Source organism: Sorangium sp. So ce302, assembly GCF_051530145.1.
Lineage (GTDB): Bacteria > Myxococcota_A > Polyangia > Polyangiales > Polyangiaceae > Sorangium > Sorangium cellulosum_B.
In genome coordinates, this window is sequence record NZ_CP150326.1 from 9,060,317 (window position 1) to 9,077,675 (window position 17,359).

The 17,359-nt window shown below is 67.7% G+C and carries 17 protein-coding genes, 1 other RNA gene and 1 pseudogene; 9 read left to right on the top strand and 10 right to left on the bottom strand.

Annotated elements, in window-relative coordinates; translation table 11 throughout:
• Positions 1–38: 38 nt before the first annotated feature.
• On the bottom strand, positions 39–1,103 hold the full coding sequence (locus WME73_RS34355) for an esterase/lipase family protein (RefSeq protein WP_437740569.1): 1,065 nt from the start codon (positions 1,101–1,103) through the stop codon (positions 39–41).
• 347 nt (positions 1,104–1,450) lie between these two features.
• Here WME73_RS34355 and WME73_RS34360 point away from each other — a divergent pair, with 347 nt between their 5' ends.
• Complete coding sequence (locus WME73_RS34360; protein WP_437740570.1) at positions 1,451–2,233, top strand: hypothetical protein; 783 nt, start codon at positions 1,451–1,453, stop codon at positions 2,231–2,233.
• A 91-nt stretch (positions 2,234–2,324) separates the two neighbouring features.
• Here WME73_RS34360 and WME73_RS34365 read toward each other — a convergent pair whose 3' ends face one another.
• A complete protein-coding gene (locus WME73_RS34365) occupies positions 2,325–2,615 on the bottom strand; it encodes an oxidative damage protection protein (RefSeq protein WP_437740571.1) in 291 nt (96 codons plus the stop codon).
• 420 nt (positions 2,616–3,035) lie between these two features.
• Here WME73_RS34365 and ssrA point away from each other — a divergent pair.
• Positions 3,036–3,380: a transfer-messenger RNA gene (gene ssrA / locus WME73_RS34370) on the top strand.
• Positions 3,381–3,890: 510 nt separating this feature from the next.
• Positions 3,891–5,039, top strand: coding sequence for a putative sensor domain DACNV-containing protein (locus tag WME73_RS34375; protein ID WP_437912295.1), 1,149 nt, complete (start codon positions 3,891–3,893; stop codon positions 5,037–5,039).
• Between the two features lie 60 nt (positions 5,040–5,099).
• Here WME73_RS34375 and WME73_RS34380 read toward each other — a convergent pair whose 3' ends face one another.
• The 3 genes from WME73_RS34380 to WME73_RS34390 form a co-directional block, all read right to left on the bottom strand.
• A complete protein-coding gene (locus tag WME73_RS34380) occupies positions 5,100–5,276 on the bottom strand; it encodes a hypothetical protein (RefSeq protein ID WP_437740585.1) in 177 nt (58 codons plus the stop codon).
• Complete coding sequence (locus tag WME73_RS34385; protein WP_437740586.1) at positions 5,245–5,412, bottom strand: hypothetical protein; 168 nt, start codon at positions 5,410–5,412, stop codon at positions 5,245–5,247. Before WME73_RS34385 ends, WME73_RS34380 begins: the two co-directional genes overlap by 32 nt.
• Before the next feature lie 369 nt (positions 5,413–5,781).
• Positions 5,782–6,051, bottom strand: a complete 270-nt coding sequence (locus WME73_RS34390; protein ID WP_437912298.1) for a hypothetical protein — start codon at positions 6,049–6,051, stop codon at positions 5,782–5,784.
• 304 nt (positions 6,052–6,355) lie between these two features.
• On the opposite strand from WME73_RS34390, the gene WME73_RS34395 reads away from it, so the two are divergent.
• On the top strand, positions 6,356–6,763 hold the full coding sequence (locus WME73_RS34395; protein WP_437740588.1) for a hypothetical protein: 408 nt from the start codon (positions 6,356–6,358) through the stop codon (positions 6,761–6,763).
• A 1,032-nt stretch (positions 6,764–7,795) separates the two neighbouring features.
• Here WME73_RS34395 and WME73_RS34400 read toward each other — a convergent pair.
• Together WME73_RS34400 and WME73_RS34405 are read right to left on the bottom strand one after the other, a co-directional pair.
• Positions 7,796–8,086: a hypothetical protein gene (locus tag WME73_RS34400; RefSeq protein ID WP_437740589.1), complete on the bottom strand. Its 291-nt coding sequence runs from the start codon at positions 8,084–8,086 to the stop codon at positions 7,796–7,798.
• A gap of 1,364 nt (positions 8,087–9,450) precedes the next feature.
• On the bottom strand, positions 9,451–10,527 hold the full coding sequence (locus tag WME73_RS34405; RefSeq protein WP_437740590.1) for a hypothetical protein: 1,077 nt from the start codon (positions 10,525–10,527) through the stop codon (positions 9,451–9,453).
• Between the two features lie 228 nt (positions 10,528–10,755).
• Between WME73_RS34405 and WME73_RS34410 the strand changes: the two genes are divergently transcribed.
• Together WME73_RS34410 and WME73_RS34415 are read left to right on the top strand one after the other, a co-directional pair.
• The gene (locus WME73_RS34410; protein ID WP_437912299.1) at positions 10,756–11,850 is read left to right on the top strand and encodes a sigma-70 family RNA polymerase sigma factor; all 1,095 of its coding nucleotides are present in this window, start codon (positions 10,756–10,758) and stop codon (positions 11,848–11,850) included.
• Between the two features lie 576 nt (positions 11,851–12,426).
• Positions 12,427–13,335, top strand: coding sequence for a hypothetical protein (locus WME73_RS34415; RefSeq protein ID WP_437912300.1), 909 nt, complete (start codon positions 12,427–12,429; stop codon positions 13,333–13,335).
• A gap of 135 nt (positions 13,336–13,470) precedes the next feature.
• Here WME73_RS34415 and WME73_RS34420 read toward each other — a convergent pair.
• Positions 13,471–13,860 (bottom strand): annotated as a pseudogene (locus WME73_RS34420) (helix-turn-helix domain-containing protein); the annotation flags it as partial.
• Positions 13,861–13,888: 28 nt separating this feature from the next.
• Here WME73_RS34420 and WME73_RS34425 point away from each other — a divergent pair.
• The 3 genes from WME73_RS34425 to WME73_RS34435 all read left to right on the top strand — a co-directional run bounded on the left by WME73_RS34425 (position 13,889) and on the right by WME73_RS34435 (position 15,681).
• The gene (locus tag WME73_RS34425) at positions 13,889–14,233 is read left to right on the top strand and encodes a hypothetical protein (protein ID WP_437912301.1); all 345 of its coding nucleotides are present in this window, start codon (positions 13,889–13,891) and stop codon (positions 14,231–14,233) included.
• On the top strand, positions 14,230–14,544 hold the full coding sequence (locus WME73_RS34430) for a DUF3817 domain-containing protein (RefSeq protein ID WP_437912302.1): 315 nt from the start codon (positions 14,230–14,232) through the stop codon (positions 14,542–14,544). Before WME73_RS34425 ends, WME73_RS34430 begins: the two co-directional genes overlap by 4 nt.
• A 258-nt stretch (positions 14,545–14,802) precedes the next feature.
• Complete coding sequence (locus WME73_RS34435) at positions 14,803–15,681, top strand: hypothetical protein (RefSeq protein ID WP_437912303.1); 879 nt, start codon at positions 14,803–14,805, stop codon at positions 15,679–15,681.
• Positions 15,682–15,898: 217 nt separating this feature from the next.
• Here the strand turns inward: WME73_RS34435 and WME73_RS34440 are convergent, their stop codons facing one another.
• Together WME73_RS34440 and WME73_RS34445 are read right to left on the bottom strand one after the other, a co-directional pair.
• Entirely contained in the window at positions 15,899–16,303 is a 405-nt protein-coding gene (locus WME73_RS34440) for a RidA family protein (protein WP_437912304.1), read from the bottom strand.
• 210 nt (positions 16,304–16,513) lie between these two features.
• Positions 16,514–17,344, bottom strand: coding sequence for an SDR family oxidoreductase (locus WME73_RS34445; protein WP_437912305.1), 831 nt, complete (start codon positions 17,342–17,344; stop codon positions 16,514–16,516).
• Positions 17,345–17,359 lie beyond the last annotated feature (15 nt).

Below are 17,359 nucleotides of genomic sequence, written 5' to 3' on the forward strand. Positions count from 1 at the left end.
CGGGCGAGCGTGGGTGCGCGCGGGCGATGGCGGGCTCGTCAGAAGCCTTCTTGCCGGAGCCGCGCGATCACGGAGCGGTAGAAGTCGATATAGAGCCAGGGGTTCCCGTCGCCCGGACTCTGTCCGAAGAGCTGGCCTATCTCGTCGAAATGGTCGGCCGGGATACAGCCCCAGAAGTCCCCCCACCGCGCGTCCCGCGCGCGCACCAGGCCGTCGTTCGGGAACGACTCGCCGATGCCCCCGTCGAGCAGGGTCTCGGTCAGCGACAGCAGCGGGTGGACCGGATCGAGCCCGTCGTCGAACTGAGCGACGAAGGGCGCGGGGGTGAGCGTCGTGCAGTCCCTGCCGCCGCGCGCGCGGTTCGTCCGCCCGCCGAAGGAGGCATAGAACACCCCGGGAGAATCGGTGAACCTCGCGTTGAACTCCGCGATGCCGGGCGTCGAGAACTGCTCGAGCGCCGCGAAGACGCTCGTCTCGTTGCCTATCTGATCGTAGAGCGGCGCGCCGATGGCGTTGATGAGATCGTCCAGGATGTCCTGCAGGCGCTCGTGGGCGACGAGCTCGAGCGCCACGTCGGCGACCTTCGAGCCCAGGTGGGGTGTGGCGACGGTGACGATGGAGGCGACGAGATCGGGCCGATCGTGCGCCACCACGCGTGCGTCGAGCCCCCCCTGCGAGTGGGCGATGATGTTCACCTTCTCGTGGCCTGTCGCGTCCAGGATCTGCTCGATCCGCGCGAGCAGCTGCGCGCCGCGGACCTCGGAGCTGTTGAACGGGTCGACGGAGGGCGTGAAGATCGTCTCGCCGCTCTCGGCGAGGGCCTCTTTGAGGTTGTAGAAGTAGCTGACGTATCCCGCGCCCGCGAAGTCCTCGAATCCGAAGAAGCCGTGAGCCAGCACGATGGGATACGGCGGGCCGAGCTTCCCTGACGGCCAGCCGCCGCCATTGCCGCCCGGGTCGTCCGGTGAGCCCGACGAGCTCGCCCAGACGCCCGAGGTGGAGCCGCCCCCCGCGCCCGTGAGCACTTCGCCGGTGCTCGCCGGCGGATCGAACTGCTCCCCGGCCGCGCTGCAGCCCGCGAGGAGCGCACAGGAGACGACCATCGCACACTCTACGAGACCAGCGATCACCCACTGTCGCATTGACGAGCCCCCGTGTGAGACTTGCACTTACGCGAACCACCAACAGGCGATGACGAGGATGCTTACGAAGAAAGATCCAGCACGACCACCTCCTGCCGGAATCAGCTCAGACTCTGCTGATGGGATGCTGATGTCAAGCGCTGTCGGAAATTTGAACCATTCAAGACATTCGGCGCTTTGCGTTGGGGGCGGCGGTGGGCGTCCTGCAATGCGCCACGGGTTTTGACGCCGTGCTGGCGCATTGCGTCGCGGGTCGACGTTGTTTTTCCATGCGGAGGGGCGGGCTGGCTCCGGTAGGTTCGTGGGCCATGCGATCTGTCCAGAGCTCGTTTGCGCTTCTCCTGGTGGGTACCCTGGCCGCTTGCGGTGGCGCGGCGCCTCCTCCGTCGGAGCCGGATCGTGCGGAGGCCGAGGTGGCTGCTGCGGCGCCAGCCGCGAAGGAGGGTGAGGCGGCGGAGGGTGAAGGTGGGAAGAAGGAGGAGGACGCGGCGGCGGAGGCGTCACGGCAGATCCCGACGACGTGCGAGCAGCGGGGCAACGAGTGTCTGCCGCCGGCGGCGTTCGTGAAGCGGCTCTGCAGCGGGTTCCATCCCGACGTGGCGCTCACCCTGTTCGCGAAGGGGTCGCCGTTCACGCGCGGGTACCTGACGCGGGACACCGACGCGGTGAACGCCTCTGGCGGGTCGTCCTCGAACGACAAGCTGGTCTTCGATGAGGAGGTGCTGATCCTCTATCACCGGGAGCCGGAGACGGGGGGCATGGTCGTGAGCGGCGCCGGCGGCGGATACGAGGTCCTGCGATGGGACGGGACGTGCGCCACGCTGATGGCGGAGGAGGTCCGGCAGCACGTGCCGCCGAAGCCGAAGTTCGCGGCGATCCCGTGGAAGAGCCTCGATCAGAAGACGCGCGACGCGTTCCTGGCCGACGAGAAGACGGGCAAGCTCATCATCGAGCGGAAGAGAGAGTGCAAGGGCGCGACGATGGGGGCGGTCACCGCGAAGTGCGAGAAGGTCGACAAGCAGATGGCGGCGGCGCTGATCGCGTACGTGCGCGACGGCGGAGCGCTGCCGGCGCCGGGTCCGCTGCCCTGAGGGGCGGAGGGGGGAGCGGGGCGCTTCCGGATGGGGGTGGGTGGGAGCGCCGCCGGGCCGATGAGGGACGGGGGACCGCGGTCGCGGTCGGCTACTCCGGCTTGTCCTTGGGCGCCACGTAGTCGGGCGGAAGCTGCGCAGCCTCGTTCCCGCCGGTGAAGAAGTACTTGTCGAGCTCGGTCATCCAGATCCGCTGGCCGGCCTCGGAGATGAGGTCGAGGCGGTACTCGTTGATGAGCATCTTCGAGTGCTCGAGCCACATCTTCCACGCCTCCTTCGAGACGTTGTCGAAAATCCGCTTGCCCAGCTCGCCCTTCAGCGGCGGCTTCTCCAGCCCCTCCGCCTCACGGCCGAGCTTCACGCACTGGACCATCCTCGCCATAAGTTGCCCGACTCCTTTTCCTTTTCGCGGGCTTCTTAGCCGAGCCGCGAGGAGCCGTCGAGAGCGGGAGGCGTGCCGGCGAGGTCAGCGGGCGGGGGCCGGCCAGGTAGCTGAGCTGCGAGGAGCCGTCGGGGCAGGCACGCAGGCCGGGTCAGCGGGTGGCCGACCAGCCAGATAGGGGCCCGACCAGACCAGGCGGGCGGGCGGGCGGCACCAGGTTGAGGCAGATGGAGACGGGCAAGGCCGGCGGAGGCGCGTGGGGGCAGCAGCAGGCAGGAAAGCCGGAAGAATCGGACGAAGCGGACCCCGACGGGTACACGGTGCCGTCCGCGACGGCGACATCGACGGAACGATCTGGCGCCGAGGGGTTGACGGCAGCACGGTTTCTAGCAATATTCGGTCCGTCTGAACGAACCACGAGGGGGCGATCGGCTTCGACGTGGGGACTGAAGGTCTGTCTGCGTGCTGGCGGCTCCTGCTCCGCCTATCAAGCGGGACGTTACAAGTGCGAACGACAACGCATACGCTGTCGCGGCCTAATAACCGCTAAGCCATCCGAGGAGAAGGTCGTCCTAGTACTCTAAGGGTGTCAACCACAGGGCTGGGTCGCGTGAGGACGCCCTCGATAACGCGGCCGAGATTCAGTGAGGGATAGGTCGTAGCCGAATCTACGAACGCCGTCGCCGGCGCATGGCGACTACGCACGTGAACGAAGGTAGACTGGATGCCTTGCGGACCCGGGTTCGATTCCCGGCGCCTCCACCAAGAAGACACGGCGAGAGCCGTGTTTTCTGCTTTTTGTGTGCCCTGCGTGTGACCTGACAAATTTCGGTAGGGGTCTGGGCGGGGCTGGACGGTGTGAGACAGGGCACCGGCAGTGGGTAGCCATAGCCGAACGGGCGGAACGGAACGGAACGGGGCGGGATGGCCGACTGGGGGCCCGCGACCCGGATCCCGGGTCCGCCCAGCTGGAAGCCGGGACCAGTGGAGCAGGACCGGATGTAGGTGGACCGGCGGCGACCCCGATCTCCCTACCCACCCGAGACGAGTCTGCCGAGCGGGCTCTTCTTGACACGAGACGGTATCTCCGCTGACCTCACAGAGGGAGTTGGCGATGGGGTGGATCGAGCGGCAAAGCGGACCGGAGAGACGCTCTTTGGGCGCGGACCGCACCCGTCGGCGCGTGGGGTTGCGCCACCTGGTCTTCTGTCAACGAGATGGTCGTCTCGTTGTCAAGCGCCGTGCGACACTTGACTCGAGCAAGATTCCACTCCGATGAAAGCCGCATACCCCGCAGACGTTGCCAGGGCGCTCGCCCGCGAGTTGGAGGAAGCTGCGCCACCCCAATTGGAGCAGCTAGTTGAGGTCCTCTTCTTCGCCTCGCTGTTGCGCGAAGAGGGCCACGATCTCACATTCAACGTCGCTTATCCGGGCGTTCTTGACCCGACGCATCCCACACCTGAGCGTGTTCAAGGATGGGAACCGTGGGATGTTGTGGACTTCGAGACACCAGACGATTTCACATCCGCAAACGTGGCAAAGTACGCACCTCTCGCTCAAGGCGACGACGAGTACCTGATCGTACATTGCGCAAACGACCAATTGTTGATCACGGGGGTCGGCCACAAGAAGATGCGCTGGCCCGGCGACAATCTCCTGTTCGTTCGCGTGGTCGGGGCGGGCGCTCTTCGTTTCTTCCACCGGAGCGCAGAGATTGCGTATTACGCAGGCGGAAAGAACGAGCCGCTTGTCAGATGGCATCCCATGCATTCGGAGCCAGCGCTGGATGACATTGTGAAGGCCATGGACAATATGAGCGAAATTGTCCAAGACAAGCGCGCACTCGCAACCGTTGCACTAAAAATGCTTATCACTGAGGTTATCCGCCGTAGACACGGAGGGATTATTGCGATTTTGAACAAGGACGACGCGGCATCGATGCGCACCTTTAACGCTTCGAAGCTCAAGGCGCCGCTCAACTTTGGCAAATTGGTCGCCTCGAGTTGGGAGACATCGATGGTAGAGGGAAGTCGGATGGATCCCAGCGACGACGTGATCGCTGACGCGCAGAACGCGGCAGCCGAGTGCGATCGTGCTCTCAGCGTCATCGGGCGGATGAGCGCCGTAGATGGTGCCGTGGTCGCCACGCCGGAACTTGCTATTGTAGGATTCCGAGCAAAGCTCTCAGCATCGGAATCAACTCCGCCGATCATGCGGGTCAATGCCGATGGACGGCGCGGAATATTTGACCTGAAGCTCAAAGGAACCCGCCACCGAAGCGCCGCCTGTTTCGTGGCCGAGTCGCCGCGCCGAATTGCCTTGATCGCATCGGCTGACGGTCCAGCAGCCGCGATATTTCAAGACGCCTATGGCCACGTGGTCTATCACCCTGTGCGCGATAGTTACGACGCCTTCGGAGTGTGAGGTCACGAAGACGACCGGACGTGAACCACGTCGCCCGCCGCGAGCGCGGGCCAGCCGGGGCTACCCGCCGCGCCGGGTGCGCTCGGCGGCAAGGTCGATGACGCCGCCCGCATCGGCCCCTGGCGCGCCGAGCAAGCGCCCGATGGTCTCGTGGGCGATGCGCGCCGCCTCGACGTCGCCCGCCGCGAGCGCGGGCCAGCCGGGGCTACCCGCCGCGCCGGGTGCGCTCGGCGGCAAGGTCGATGACGCCGCCCGCATCGGCCCCTGGCGCGCCGAGCAGGCGCCCGATCGTCTCGTGGGCGATGCGCGCCGCCTCCACGTCGCCTGCCGCGAGCGCCGCCTTCATGCACTCCGCCAGCTGGCCGAGCAGCACCGTCCGCGGGTCCGCCGGTTTCGTCCGGGATTCGTCCGGCTCACGAGGTTTCGCGCACTTAGCCGCCGTCGTCGGCACGCTTGCCGCTCCCGTCGCATGCGGAAACCTACGCGATCCCTGCGGATCCCTACCCTCGGCAGGCGTTTCGATTCCCGGCGCCTCCACCAAGAAGACACGGCGAGAGCCGTGTCTTCTGCTTTTTGTGTGCCCTGCGTGTGACCTGACAAAGTTTGGCGCTGCTGGATTTGGTGGGTCCCGCGTGAGCGGGATCACCGAGCGCAGGCGCGGCGGGCGACGCCAGGGTACGGGGCTCCACGGCGCTCCACGACGGGCACCCAGCTGGCGGGTGTTGGCGCATCCGTGAGTCGATTATTGGCCCTCCTTCATCCGCGGCTCGATGGGCGGGTCGAGCGCATCGCCATGGACCCCGCGCAACACGATCGCGGCGTGCTGGGCTCCGTTTTCAACCGCATCGAGAGGGTCTACCCCGTATGTAGCAGATGGGCGCCCATCGATGTCAACAGTGACAGCCCAAGGCCACTTTTTTTCCGGAGGGTTTCGCGTCGGCTCATGGATGCGAACCACGATGTCGCGCGACTCGCCCTCTTCTGGGGTCAGCTTAAAGGTCAGCTCGAGCATCACTTACATCTCCTGTCGCAGTCTTTGAGGCATCGACTATATTCATCAGTACACTGTTTTAGGCAGGTCGTGTCGCCCCTTGGGCAGTTGTCACGGCAGAGTTCCCATATCTTGTCACACTTTTCCTTGCACGCCTCTAGTCTTGGAAGCCCATCGAGACGGCTGCGGCACCGGGTTTGCCCGGGTTCGCGTTCAGATCGCCAGCGCCTCCACCGTCACCAGGGATGCCGAACTTAATCGGAGAGTCGGACTCGACGTTGGGGCCCTGGTCGGCGGTATGTGCCACCGCAAGAGAGTGTCCTCCGTGGCCTCCACCGCCCCGACCGCCATTGCCGCCTTTCCCGCCATCGCCACCACGGCAGCCTGGCTGCGACCCAGCCCTGTTGCCTCCGCCAGTGCCGCCGTACCCACCCACGCCGCCGTACTGGCCCTTTCCGCCTCGCCCGCCATTGCCGCCCCGACCCGTGATGATGCTGGTTTTACTCACGTGGACGCTGGCGTGGTAAGACAGAATCCCGATGCTGGATCCGCCTGGACCGCCGCCCTTGCCGGGCTCGCCGCCGCAACCGCCAGCACCGCCGGAACCGCCCGAAGCGCCGCCCTGTGCCGCTCCTGTGCCGCAGAACATGGCTCCGCCGCGCGAGCCGCCTCCACCGCCGCCGCCGTAGCCATGCTGCCCCGTCTGGCCATCCTCGCCAGCGCTGCCTTCTAGCCCTGTGTCTGTGAGCCTCCCCTGCCCTGACGCACCGTTACCGTTCGCGCCGTCATCCCCCACCAGGCCGCGCGTTCCATCTGTGCAGGACATGACGTCTTGCCCAGTTCCACCCAAGCCGTACTCCATCGGGTTGGTGACTGGCACAGGGTCGCCACTTTCGCCGTCGCTACCATCGCCCTTGGTACCGACGCCGCCCATCCCGCCTGAGGAAACGCCGTCGTCACATGCGGTGGTGACCCGCGCCCCTCCCGTCACGACGTCCGCAGAACACGCCACGGCTCCCGGGTTCCCTGGTGCACCCTCCCGTGCTGATTCGGCGCTTCCGTCAGCGCCAGCGGCCCCATCTGCGCCGTCCCCGGCCACGATCTCGCTCAGGCGTACGTCCACCGTCACCCCCGGCAGGGCGCGCATGGCGATGGAGGAGCCGCCCGGCACGGTGGCATCTTGTGCGACCATACGCATTCTCGTTAGCGTCGTGGTCACGTCAGCTTCGGGTAAGGGCTCCGCCGTCTGGTCCACAACGGTGAGCGGGGTCAGGTTCGGGCCTGGCGCAATGGTGGTAAGCTCGCCCAGCGGATGTATAGGCCAATGTCCACGGGGATCGCGGCAGTCGAGTCCTCCCCACACCTCCATGCCAGCCGGCACACGCACTTCTGTCTCGAAGATGTCGGCGCAAGCATACACCCGCATCCCCTTATTACGCGCGAGATCAAACGCACGCGCGACGGTCTTCACCGGGTCGTCTCGCGTGCCCGGGTGATCGTCACGACCATCCTGCCGCAAATACACGCCATCGCAGTCGACCGAACGGTCAGGGTTGCCGTGGTCGGCATTACAAGCCACAACCGGCGTGCACGTGAGTGTTTCCTCGCAGGGCTCCCATGTACCCGGATCGGCGCCGCACCCAGTCGCCGCGATTCCGGAAAGCCACAAGGCTACGAGCAGCAGAGGCAACGCCTCGGACACACGATGCCGCCAGTTGCGCCTCGATGCTTTGCTCATCATCGAATCTCCTTGCATTGCTCGCGCCTACTCCAGCGTCCAGGCGTCTGGGTCGTTCGAATCCTCGGCCACGAAGGGCAGGAACTCGGCCGCCGCGCCGTCATCACCTGCGCTCTCCGCCGCGTCGGGGTCACCGCCGGGCCCGCCCTTGCCCGCAGTCCCGAGCACGAACGTCGCCTCGACGTCATCCCGTGTCACCTCCGCGGTTTCGAGGTACGCGATGCCGATCGAATGGCCCCCGAGGCCGCCGCCTCCGCCGCCTCCGGGCCCTCCGTTGCCGCCGTCGCCTCCGCGGCACCCTGCGAGCGTGTCAGGCACCGCTCTGCCGCCATCGCCGCCAGGAGCTCCGCTACCTCCCGGTAAGCCTGCCCCTCCCGCGCCACCCCGACCGCCACGGCCCGTCTGGATCGTCGACCCGCGGACTGTGACCTTAGACCCCCTCGTAGCGATGCCGATGCTCGCCCCCCCGGCGAACCCCCCTTTCCCCGGCTTGCCGCCACAGCCCCCCGACCCGCCCGAGCCGCCGAACGCCCCGCCGGCCGGGCCTGCACCACAGGCGGCGGGACCGCCGCGCGAGCCGCCGCCACCGCCGCCCCCCTGACCAGGGCGCCCGACCAGCCCGTCCTGGCCTTTGCCCAGGGTGCGGCCCCATGCGACGACGCCCGGACGCCTCGCTCCTTGGCCCTGTAGACCAGCGGCACCGTCGTGGCCGCGCTGGCCATCACTGCACGCCATGCTCCCCTGCTGACCGATGCCTCCGGCACCGGCGCCCGTCGGATTCGGGTCTGGGGCAGGCTCCCCATTCCCGCCGCCGGAACCCCGATCCGCCAGCCCTAGGCCGCCCTCACCGCTGGCTGAGTTTCCGTCGTCGCACATGGTCGTGACGGCCGGCGTCCCAGCCGAGGCGTCCAAGGTGCACGCGTCAGCTCCGGGGTGCCCCAGCTCACCATCGGCTGCCGCCGTGCCCTCTGCCGCGGCTCCGGGCTCACCGTCCGCTCCGTCGCCCGCAACGATAATGCTGTCAATCACCTCGAGCTCGCTGCCGGTTCGAAGGTAGATCGCGATCGAGCTGCCGCCCGGGCTTCCACCACGCCCGGTGATGACTTCGCTCGCCACGAGCTTGAGCTGAACCCCTTCAAGCGCATCTATCCCGATGGATCCTCTTGCGTCATCATCTGCGTCATTGCCATCAGGAGCGACGATTCGCAGGTTCGCGAGCATAGCAATTGCTCGTCCTCCGAGCCATACCACTTGAGAAACGGGCCGCTCCGGGGCGACGACCGTCTTCGCGCTAGCCCCGGGATGACGCCAACCGTTCGTGCAGTCGAATCCGCCCCAGATACCCGTGCTGTGGAGCCCGAGCGTTTCATCGAAGGTTTCGGCACATGCGTAGACACGGTGGCTGCCCATATCTGCAAGCTCGATGGCCTTGGATAAAGTCTTCACCGGCTCCGCGCGGCTCCCGGGGTTCGCGTCGTCACCGAGACTTGCGCTGACGAAGATGCCGCAGCCGTCCTCCGGAGGTTTCACCGTGGGATCCTCGTCGCAGACCGGTACCGTGGGGCCGGAGGAACACCCGCACACGACAGCAGCGATTTCGCATCCGAGCGCGATGGCCACCAAGGTAGCCACCTTGCGCCGGCCTTTCCGTGAGGTTCTCATGACCTGGAGCTCCACGTTCGTCACCATGCACCGATTATTATCAGCCCCGCGTGCTGTCCGCTCACCGTGGGAACGACACGCACGCCATCGCTGGGCGGCGAGGTTCGGTCCACGAGCAGAGACGCGAGCGTCAGCGCACCGATCGCGCCGCCGGACGCAAGGGTCACCCAGCCGGCTTTCTTCAGGAGATCCCGCTTCCCTTGCAGGTCGCGCAGCTCCGAGCACGCGCGCGGTGCGTTCGGGCGGGCACATCGGCCCGCGTCCTCGTCTGCGCCACGCAGCGCGGTAGCTCGGTCGTGCAGCTCATCCTCGGTGTAGGCACTCCAGATCAGCAACCCGCCGCCGGCTGCCATGGTTGCCCCCGCCACGACCGCGCCGCCGATGCGCAGCGTCGACGCGGTGGTGGACGGCGCCACCGACGACGCCTGCGCTCCTCGCGCGGAGCTCTTGGTTGAGGTTCCCTTCGCAGGGGTGCCCGGCGCTGCGGCGCGCGGTACCTGCAGCGAGATGGTCGTCGGCTTCCCGGCCTGCGCGTCGAACGACGCGAACGCCTCCTCATGGCCCGCCAACCGGGCCCGCACCATGTGCTGACCGGGCTCCAGGAATAGCCTGTAGGTCCGTGCAGGCGCGCTGATGGGCTTGCCGTCGATGAGCACCTCCGCGTCCGGCGGGTCGACAGACAGGTAGAGGGTCGCGACATGCGACGCTGCCTTGCGCTGCCCGGCCTCGAACCGAAGCTGTAGTTCAAGGGGCAGGACGTTGCGCTGCTCGAGACTCCAGGCGAGATGCTCGGCAGCATCACGGTACTTGCGCAGCTCGAGCTCACACAGGCCGAGCTCTCCGGCGAGCTCCGCGCGCTCCTTCTCCGTGTTCGACGCCGGGTCTGTCGCCTGGAGCGCCGCATTGTAGGCCGCGTGTGCCTCGGTCCACCGACCTGCGTCACGGGCTCTCTGCGCACGGCGAACATGGTCCTTCACCGTCGAGCTGCCGCTTCGCTCCAGCGTCGAATAGAGGTCCTCGGCGCTGGCGGGGCTCGTGTAGACACCAGCGGCGCCAAGCATCAGGCAGAACAACAACGAAGGCGCAACGTCACGCATGCGCGGAACGTACTGACGCCCGGCGCGCGGCGTCAACGGCGACAAATTCGAAGGGAAAGAACGTTTTGCCAGGCAAAGATCGGCCCGACGACGCAAAGGCGACCGTCGACCCTCCGCGCAGTGGAGTTGCCCAGGTACGCACATCACAAAGCGTACATTATCCTACCAAAGTTGACCCACCCTGCTCTTTCTTGAACCCTTCCGGCCAGCTCAGGGGTGCTACCAGCTGTGGGCAAGCCAGCACGAACTCCCCCCCACTTCGAACGCTTTCGCCGCCTCATCAGGCGGGTCGGTGTCCCCGCGCGACACGCCGAGGACCTCGCGCAGGAAGCGCTCCTGCGGGACTGGGAGGCGAGAGGGCAGCTCGAGCCGGGCGTGGATCCAGCGCCGTACTCCGTCACCATCGCCCTGAACCTCGCCCGCAGCCACCTACGGGACGCGAGCCGTCGAGGTGAGGTCCTGACCCCGTTCGACGAGCACGACTTCCGCGGGGACCAACCGAGCCCGGAAGCCTTGCTCCGGAGGCAGGAGCGAGAAGCCGTCATGCGCGACCTGATCGAGCAGGTCGACCCCAAGTACCGCGACCTCTTGGTCGAGCACGAGCTCGAGGAGAGGTCGCTCGCCGAGATCGCCGCCGAGCTGGGGCTCAAGCTGGACACCGTGAGGAGCCAGCACCGCAGGGCACGCGAGCAGCTGGAGGAGGCGAAGCGGCGCTGGATGGCGCAGCAAGAATTCCGGGGCTGGGACAAGGTGCCCTGCGTTCCGGTGGCGTTCGGCCTGTTCCGTCGCTCGTGGTGGACGACCGCGCGGCACCTGCAGAAGGTCGGGGCTAAGGTCTTCGCGCAGGCGGCGCTCGTCGTGCTGGCGGGCGCCGTCGTCGCAACAGCTCCACGCTCGTCAAGCTCGGCCAGTACGACCCCGCGGTTACGGCCGGCAGCGATCCACGCCGGTGCGGCCACGCCCCCGCAGCAGCACACCACACCGCCCCTCGACGAGCCAGACGCACGCCGCGCGGTCGCCGCGGCCTCGCCCCCGGTGCAGGGCGGCATCCCAGCACCCGGCGAGAATGCACCGGCCGCAATGAACGGCAAGCCTGCTTCACCGGCCGCAACAGCTGCGCGTTCCTCGCCGCCCGTCCGCGCCGTACGCACGGTCGCGAGCGAGCGCGAGAAGGACCTGATCCTCCAGGCGCGCAACGCCATCGAGGCCTACAACGCCAGGGCTGACGTCGAGGCGCGACGCCTGCTCGACATGCACGCCATGGAGTTCCCTCGGGGTCAGCTGGCCCGGGAGCGCGAGGCGCTGCTGCTGCAACTTCGCTGAATCGGCGGCGGCCCTGGCGACAGATAGCCAGTGGTGGAGACGGCGGCGTCCTTGAGCGACGCCAGGCCGAGATCCGCCCTGCACCGGGCCAGGAGAACGAGCACGTCCATGACACGCAAGGAAGCCGTGGCGGAGCATAGGCACACGTCACGGGTATCGCCGGCGGTCACCCCGCGGGGCGGCGTCGGGAGCGGCCTTCTCGGGTGCCTCGATCGCCCGGGAGCGAGCGCGACGCGCGGCGTCGAATGGATCGCTCCCGCGACCGTCGAACGCCGCGCCAGCGCGACCCCCGGCGACGAAAACGTGCGCCGGCGGGCGCGTACAGGTCGGCAGATCGGAACAGGAGAGGTGTATGCGGCTGAATTGGTTCGGGAGCACCGTCGTGGTGATGGCGACGATCGTTGGTTGTGGAGGCGACGACAAGGGCGCTGGGGGGCAAGTGCAAGGGGCTGGGGGGCAGATGCAAGGGGGCGAGGGCGGGGCCGGCGGGAGCGCGGGCAGCGAGACCGGCGGGGGCGGACAGGGGCCCGCCGACTGCCCAGAAGCGCAGGTGTCCTGCAATGGCGCGGCCTCCCCGTGGGCGTGTCGGCCGGCGGCTGCACGGTGCTCGCGCACGCCGGGAAGCACGTGTCCATCGATCACGGCATCGCGGTCGACGCGTCGCACGTGTACTGGGTCGAGCAGCTCTCACACACCGCCGTCGCGCGCGTGGCGAAGGCGGGGGGAGGGCGCGAGGAGATCTACGATTCACCCTATGTCCCCCTGTCCGTCGCGGTGGACGAGAAGAACGTGTATTGGGCCGAAAACTCGGTCACGCACTGGGTCCGCGCGATGCCGAAATCGGGCGGTGCCGTGATCGATCTGGTGACGTTCGTCGACGACTTTGGCGGCATCGAGGATGTCGTGACCGATGGCGAGCGCGTGTTCTTCACCCAGCAAGCGCGCTCGGGGCCGCTCGAGGTCAGGAGCGTCGGGCTCGACGCCGGGGACGAGGTCGTGCATGGTCCAGCCGGCGACATCTTCAGCACGACGCTGGCCCTGGATTCCGGGTTCGTCTACTGGCAATCCGCCGAGTCCTTCGACAAGGACGAGATCCTGCGCTCCCCCCGGACCGGCGGCGAGCCGCAGGTGATCGTGACCGTGGACAGTGGCACCCTCCTGGGCTTCGCGATCAGCGGCGAGTTCATTCATTACATGAGCCCCGGCGCGATCTGGCGCGTGCCCGTGTCCGGCGGCGATCCGACCGAGGTGCTCTCGTCCCCCGACGTGGAGGGCACCTTCTTCGTCGCCCACGCACAGGCGCTCTACTGGGCCTCGTCCGGAGCGCTGTGGCGCGTCGGCGTGGACGGGAAGAATCCCACCCAGCTCGTCAAGACCGACGATTCCATCTCCCACATCGCGGCCGACACGAGCGGCGTCTACCTGGCCATCAACAAACGACCGGGATCGACGTCGGACGGGTTCATCGTCAGGGCCGAAGACTGAGAGCGGATCGCGCCGATCGTGCCGCCGGGAGACGCGACGATCTTCGGGGTGAAGGGGGCGAGAGAGCGGCTGCAGCGGCTCGGGTGGAACGGCGCCTGACCGGGAGGGCGCGGGGCGCCTCGCCCGATCCAGCGCTCACGAAGCGCTCGACTTCACGCTCGCCCCCCGGCGTCCGTTCGCCTTGATCGGCGCGGCGCGGAAGGCGCGGCGGTACGCCTGAGGGCTCGTGGTCACGAGCCGCTGGAAGTGCTCGCGAAAGGCGGTCCGCGAGCCGAACCCGACCCTCGCCGCGATCGACTCCACCGAGTGCCCCGTCGTTTCGAGCAGCTGCTGCGCGCGGCGCACGCGGGCCCGGAGCAACCATTGGAGCGGCGTGGTGCCGGTCTGCTCGCGGAAGCGGCGGCTGAGCGTGCGCACGCTGAGGGCCGCGCGCCGCGCGATGTCCTCGAGCGTGAGCGGCTTGTCGAGGCTCTCCTCGATCCACCGCAGCAGCGGCTCGAGCGACGAGCCGTCCGGCGCGGGCGGCTCCATGCCCGCCTACCAGATTCTACGGTTGATCAAGTTCTTGGGCGTCATCCTGTACGCGGGCGGCCTCATTGGCAGCTTCGTCGCCACGGTGCACGCCGATCGCAAACGCGCCGTCCACGCCGTGGCCTCCCCAGGGCTGGTCGTCACGTGGATCGCGGGGTACCTGATGACCACGCAGCTGCAGATTCCTTTGATGGAGCTCTGGGTCATCGCAGGGCTCGTCCTGTCGCTGGTCTCGCAGCTCGCCCTCGTTCGCAGCGTCGCGCGCGACCGGCGCACGCGCGGCGCGTTCGTCTCGACCTTTGCCCCTCTCTTCGTGGTGCTGCTGATGATGGTCTTTCGGCCCACCTGGTCCGACGTCCGATCATGAGCGCGCTTCGCACCCTGCGCGTCGTCGGCTTCCTGGAAGGGCTGTCGTTCCTGGTCCTCCTCGCCGTCGCGATGCCGCTCAAATACATCTTCGGCCTGCCGATCGCGGTCCGGATCGCCGGCAGCGCCCACGGGCTCTTCTTTCTCCTCTTCGTCTCCGCGCTGTTTCGCGCGGCCACCGAGCGCGACTGGCCGCGTCGCCGTTCGCTCATGGCGCTCCTCGCGTCGCTCGTACCGGGCGGGACCTTCGCGCTGGATCGGACGTTGAAGCGCGAGATCGAGGGCGACGCGGGGACTGCGCCCCATGGCTGACGCCACGGCATCGGGCCTTTTGACGATGGCCACGTCGCCCGCCGCGAGCGCGGGCCCAGCCGGGGCTACCCGCCGCGCCGGGTGCTCTCGGCGGCAAGGTCGATGACGCCGGCCGCGTCGTAAGCGGCCGAGGTGTGGCGCCCCGTTCACGCGTCGCGTCTCGCGCTGCGATTTGGACGGAAAATCCGCATGGATCGGGGAGGTACGAGCTTTGCTCCCGCCGCCGTCATGAGGAACTGCTTTCGTTCGCTGGTTCTCGTGGGGGCTCCTTTCATCTTCGTCGCGGGCTGCGGCGGATCGGACGGCGACACGATCGCCGAGCCCACCGAGGCGCCGGCAACCCCGTCGACTCCGGCGGAGGTAGACACCACCTATGAACAGATCGGGCGCGGCTGCGGCGACAACGGCTCCCTCGTTCGCTCGCTGACGCACGTCCCCGCGCTCACCACCAACAATCTCTGGATCGCCCCAGACAACGACGCCGCCGGCCTGGCCGGGTCCAAGGACGACAATGGCTGGGGAGCGAGCGTGGGCGTCTACGAGCTCGGGTTCGAGTCGATCGGGGACAACATGGAGAGCCACTCCGCCGAGCAGGCCGCACGATGCGACGCGGTCAGCGAGATCTTCGACCCCACCGGGGACGGCGCGCGGCACCGCTTCCTCAACGTCCTCGTCTACGCCGGCGATCACCCGCACGCCGAGGCGATGCCCGCCGAGGGTCTCCCCGCCGCGGTCGAGGCGCCGGTCCGCCTGAAGGGCTATCTGGACGTGGCCGCGGGCACGCGCGAGGAGATCGAAGACGGCGTCGTGTACCGGGACGCGCAGCACCAGTACCTGCCCATCTACGTTCGCTGCGAGAAGCCCATGAAGATCACCTACGAGGAGCGCCTGTTGTCGCGCGAGGAGGTCGAGGCGCTGAAGATCGACACCCGCATCTGTCGCCCCGTCGCCGAGGACGGCTACGGCTGCCTCTCCGAGCGCCCGCAGCCGATCGAGGGTGCGTGCACGTTCGTGGCGGCCGACGCGAAGTACGTGACGACGAGCGGCGAGGAGCACAACATGTCGCTCGGTGGCCGCATCGAGCGCGGCGAGCAACTCAGCTACAAGATCACGGTCGACCGCTTCGCCTTCCGCTGAACGAGGGTCCTTGGTCTGCGAGGCCGACACCGGCGAGCAGAGTACTCGGGCATCCCTGACGACCGCGGCTCGGCCGATCCAGCGGTCCAGCCGTCCAGTTCGGCGGGGTCGGCGCTCGCGAGGATGCGCTCCCGCACGTCGGCGGGGACCTCCAGCCTGCGGGCCTCAAGTAAGGCAAGGACGCGCACCGAGGCCGTCGATGCCGGCCGCCGCTGGATCAACCGGGGAGCGCGGCGGTCAGGTCCAGCTCGACCAGCTGACCGGTGAAGCCGAGCGAAGCGACCCCGAGCAGGGTGCTGGCCGTACCGAAGGCCGGGCCGAGCGCCGAGTCGTTCAGTCGCTGCCACACCGCGCCCAGCACCTGGTCGTCGTCGCTGACCACGTAAATCACCGAGCGCACCACGTCGGCGGGCTGCGCCCCGGCCGCGTTCAGGACGGTCAGCGCATTCGCTGCCACCTGGTCGGCCTGCGCGAGGTAGTCGCCCGCGCCGACCACGTTGCCGTCGAGGTCGAGTGGGCACTGGCCGGCGAGGAAGGCCAGCCGGCCTGCCTCGACGATCGTGACGTGGTGATAACCGGGAGTTTGGTGGACGTCGGGCGGGTTGATCTTCACCAGGCGCATTGAGGGGGAAGGAAAAGCAAACGAATTCGAGGATGTCAAGGGCCGTGCGCGCTATTGGCTGTGAAGGCGCACGAGGAACTCAGGGTAACCGATCACGCAGGTTCCACATCGAGCCCCAGATCGCCGAGCGGCATACGCGGCCGCGGAGAGGAGGAGAAGGCCGCCGAGGACGGCGGCAGCGCGTCTCGGAGGCGACGCATTTCGCGCGACCTACGACGCTGACCCGAGCCCGAGCGTCCGCTGGATCATCGCTTCGATGGCCTCGAATGGCTGCGCGCGGCGAGCGGCCGCCGCGGCCTGCGCGTCGGCGCCGACAGGTTGCTGGAACGGCGTCTCCGGTTCGTGCACCGCGCGCCAGATGGCTTCGACCACGAGCCTTTCGTCCGGCGCCGGTGCGGCCTTCTGGAACGAGCTCATCGCCGACGCGAAGGCGTCCATGTGGGCCTGGTAAGGAGATCCGAAGTGACGCGCCGATCCCAGAGCCTTGCGCAAGATCTCCGTCGTTGGGAAGGCGCCGGGCTCCACGACCCGCACGCGGACGCCGAACGGCTTGGTTTCATGGTAGAGGGCTTCGGACATGCCCACGAGCGCAAATTTGGTCGCGGCGTAGATGCCATCCCCCGGCAATCCGAGGAAACCGGCGACTGAAGACACATTGACGATCACCCCCTGTCTTCGGGCGCGCATCGAGGGCAGCACCGCCCTGCTCATCCGCAGCGGACCGAAGAAGTTCGTCTCGAACATGCGGTATGCCTGAGCGTCCGACGTTTCCTCGACCGTGGCGCGAAGGAAGATCGCCGCGTTGTTGACCAGCGCGTCGAGCGGGCCTGCCGCCAGCACCTGGGTGACACCGCGCTCGACGGCCACGTCGTCGGTGACATCGATCACGACCGGCGTCACGCCGAGCTCTCTCAATATGCCGACGGTTCTTCCGCTCAAGTCACGCACGCCGGCGAACACCTCGTCCCCACGAGCTCGGAACGTCTTGGCTGCCTCGAAACCGAACCCGCTGCTGCACCCGGTAATCAATACCCTTGCCATAGGATTCCTTTCTCC

Bases quoted from the DNA above. Each gene is read 5' to 3' on its own strand.
- WME73_RS34355 (WP_437740569.1), bottom strand. From the start codon at position 1,103: ATGGTCGTCTCCTGTGCGCTCCTCGCGGGCTGCAGCGCGGCCGGGGAG.
- WME73_RS34360 (WP_437740570.1), top strand. From the start codon at position 1,451: ATGCGATCTGTCCAGAGCTCGTTTGCGCTTCTCCTGGTGGGTACCCTG.
- WME73_RS34365 (WP_437740571.1), bottom strand. From the start codon at position 2,615: ATGGCGAGGATGGTCCAGTGCGTGAAGCTCGGCCGTGAGGCGGAGGGG.
- WME73_RS34375 (WP_437912295.1), top strand. From the start codon at position 3,891: ATGAAAGCCGCATACCCCGCAGACGTTGCCAGGGCGCTCGCCCGCGAG.
- WME73_RS34390 (WP_437912298.1), bottom strand. From the start codon at position 6,051: ATGCTCGAGCTGACCTTTAAGCTGACCCCAGAAGAGGGCGAGTCGCGC.
- WME73_RS34405 (WP_437740590.1), bottom strand. From the start codon at position 10,527: ATGCGTGACGTTGCGCCTTCGTTGTTGTTCTGCCTGATGCTTGGCGCC.
- WME73_RS34430 (WP_437912302.1), top strand. From the start codon at position 14,230: ATGAGCGCGCTTCGCACCCTGCGCGTCGTCGGCTTCCTGGAAGGGCTG.
- WME73_RS34440 (WP_437912304.1), bottom strand. From the start codon at position 16,303: ATGCGCCTGGTGAAGATCAACCCGCCCGACGTCCACCAAACTCCCGGT.
- WME73_RS34445 (WP_437912305.1), bottom strand. From the start codon at position 17,344: ATGGCAAGGGTATTGATTACCGGGTGCAGCAGCGGGTTCGGTTTCGAG.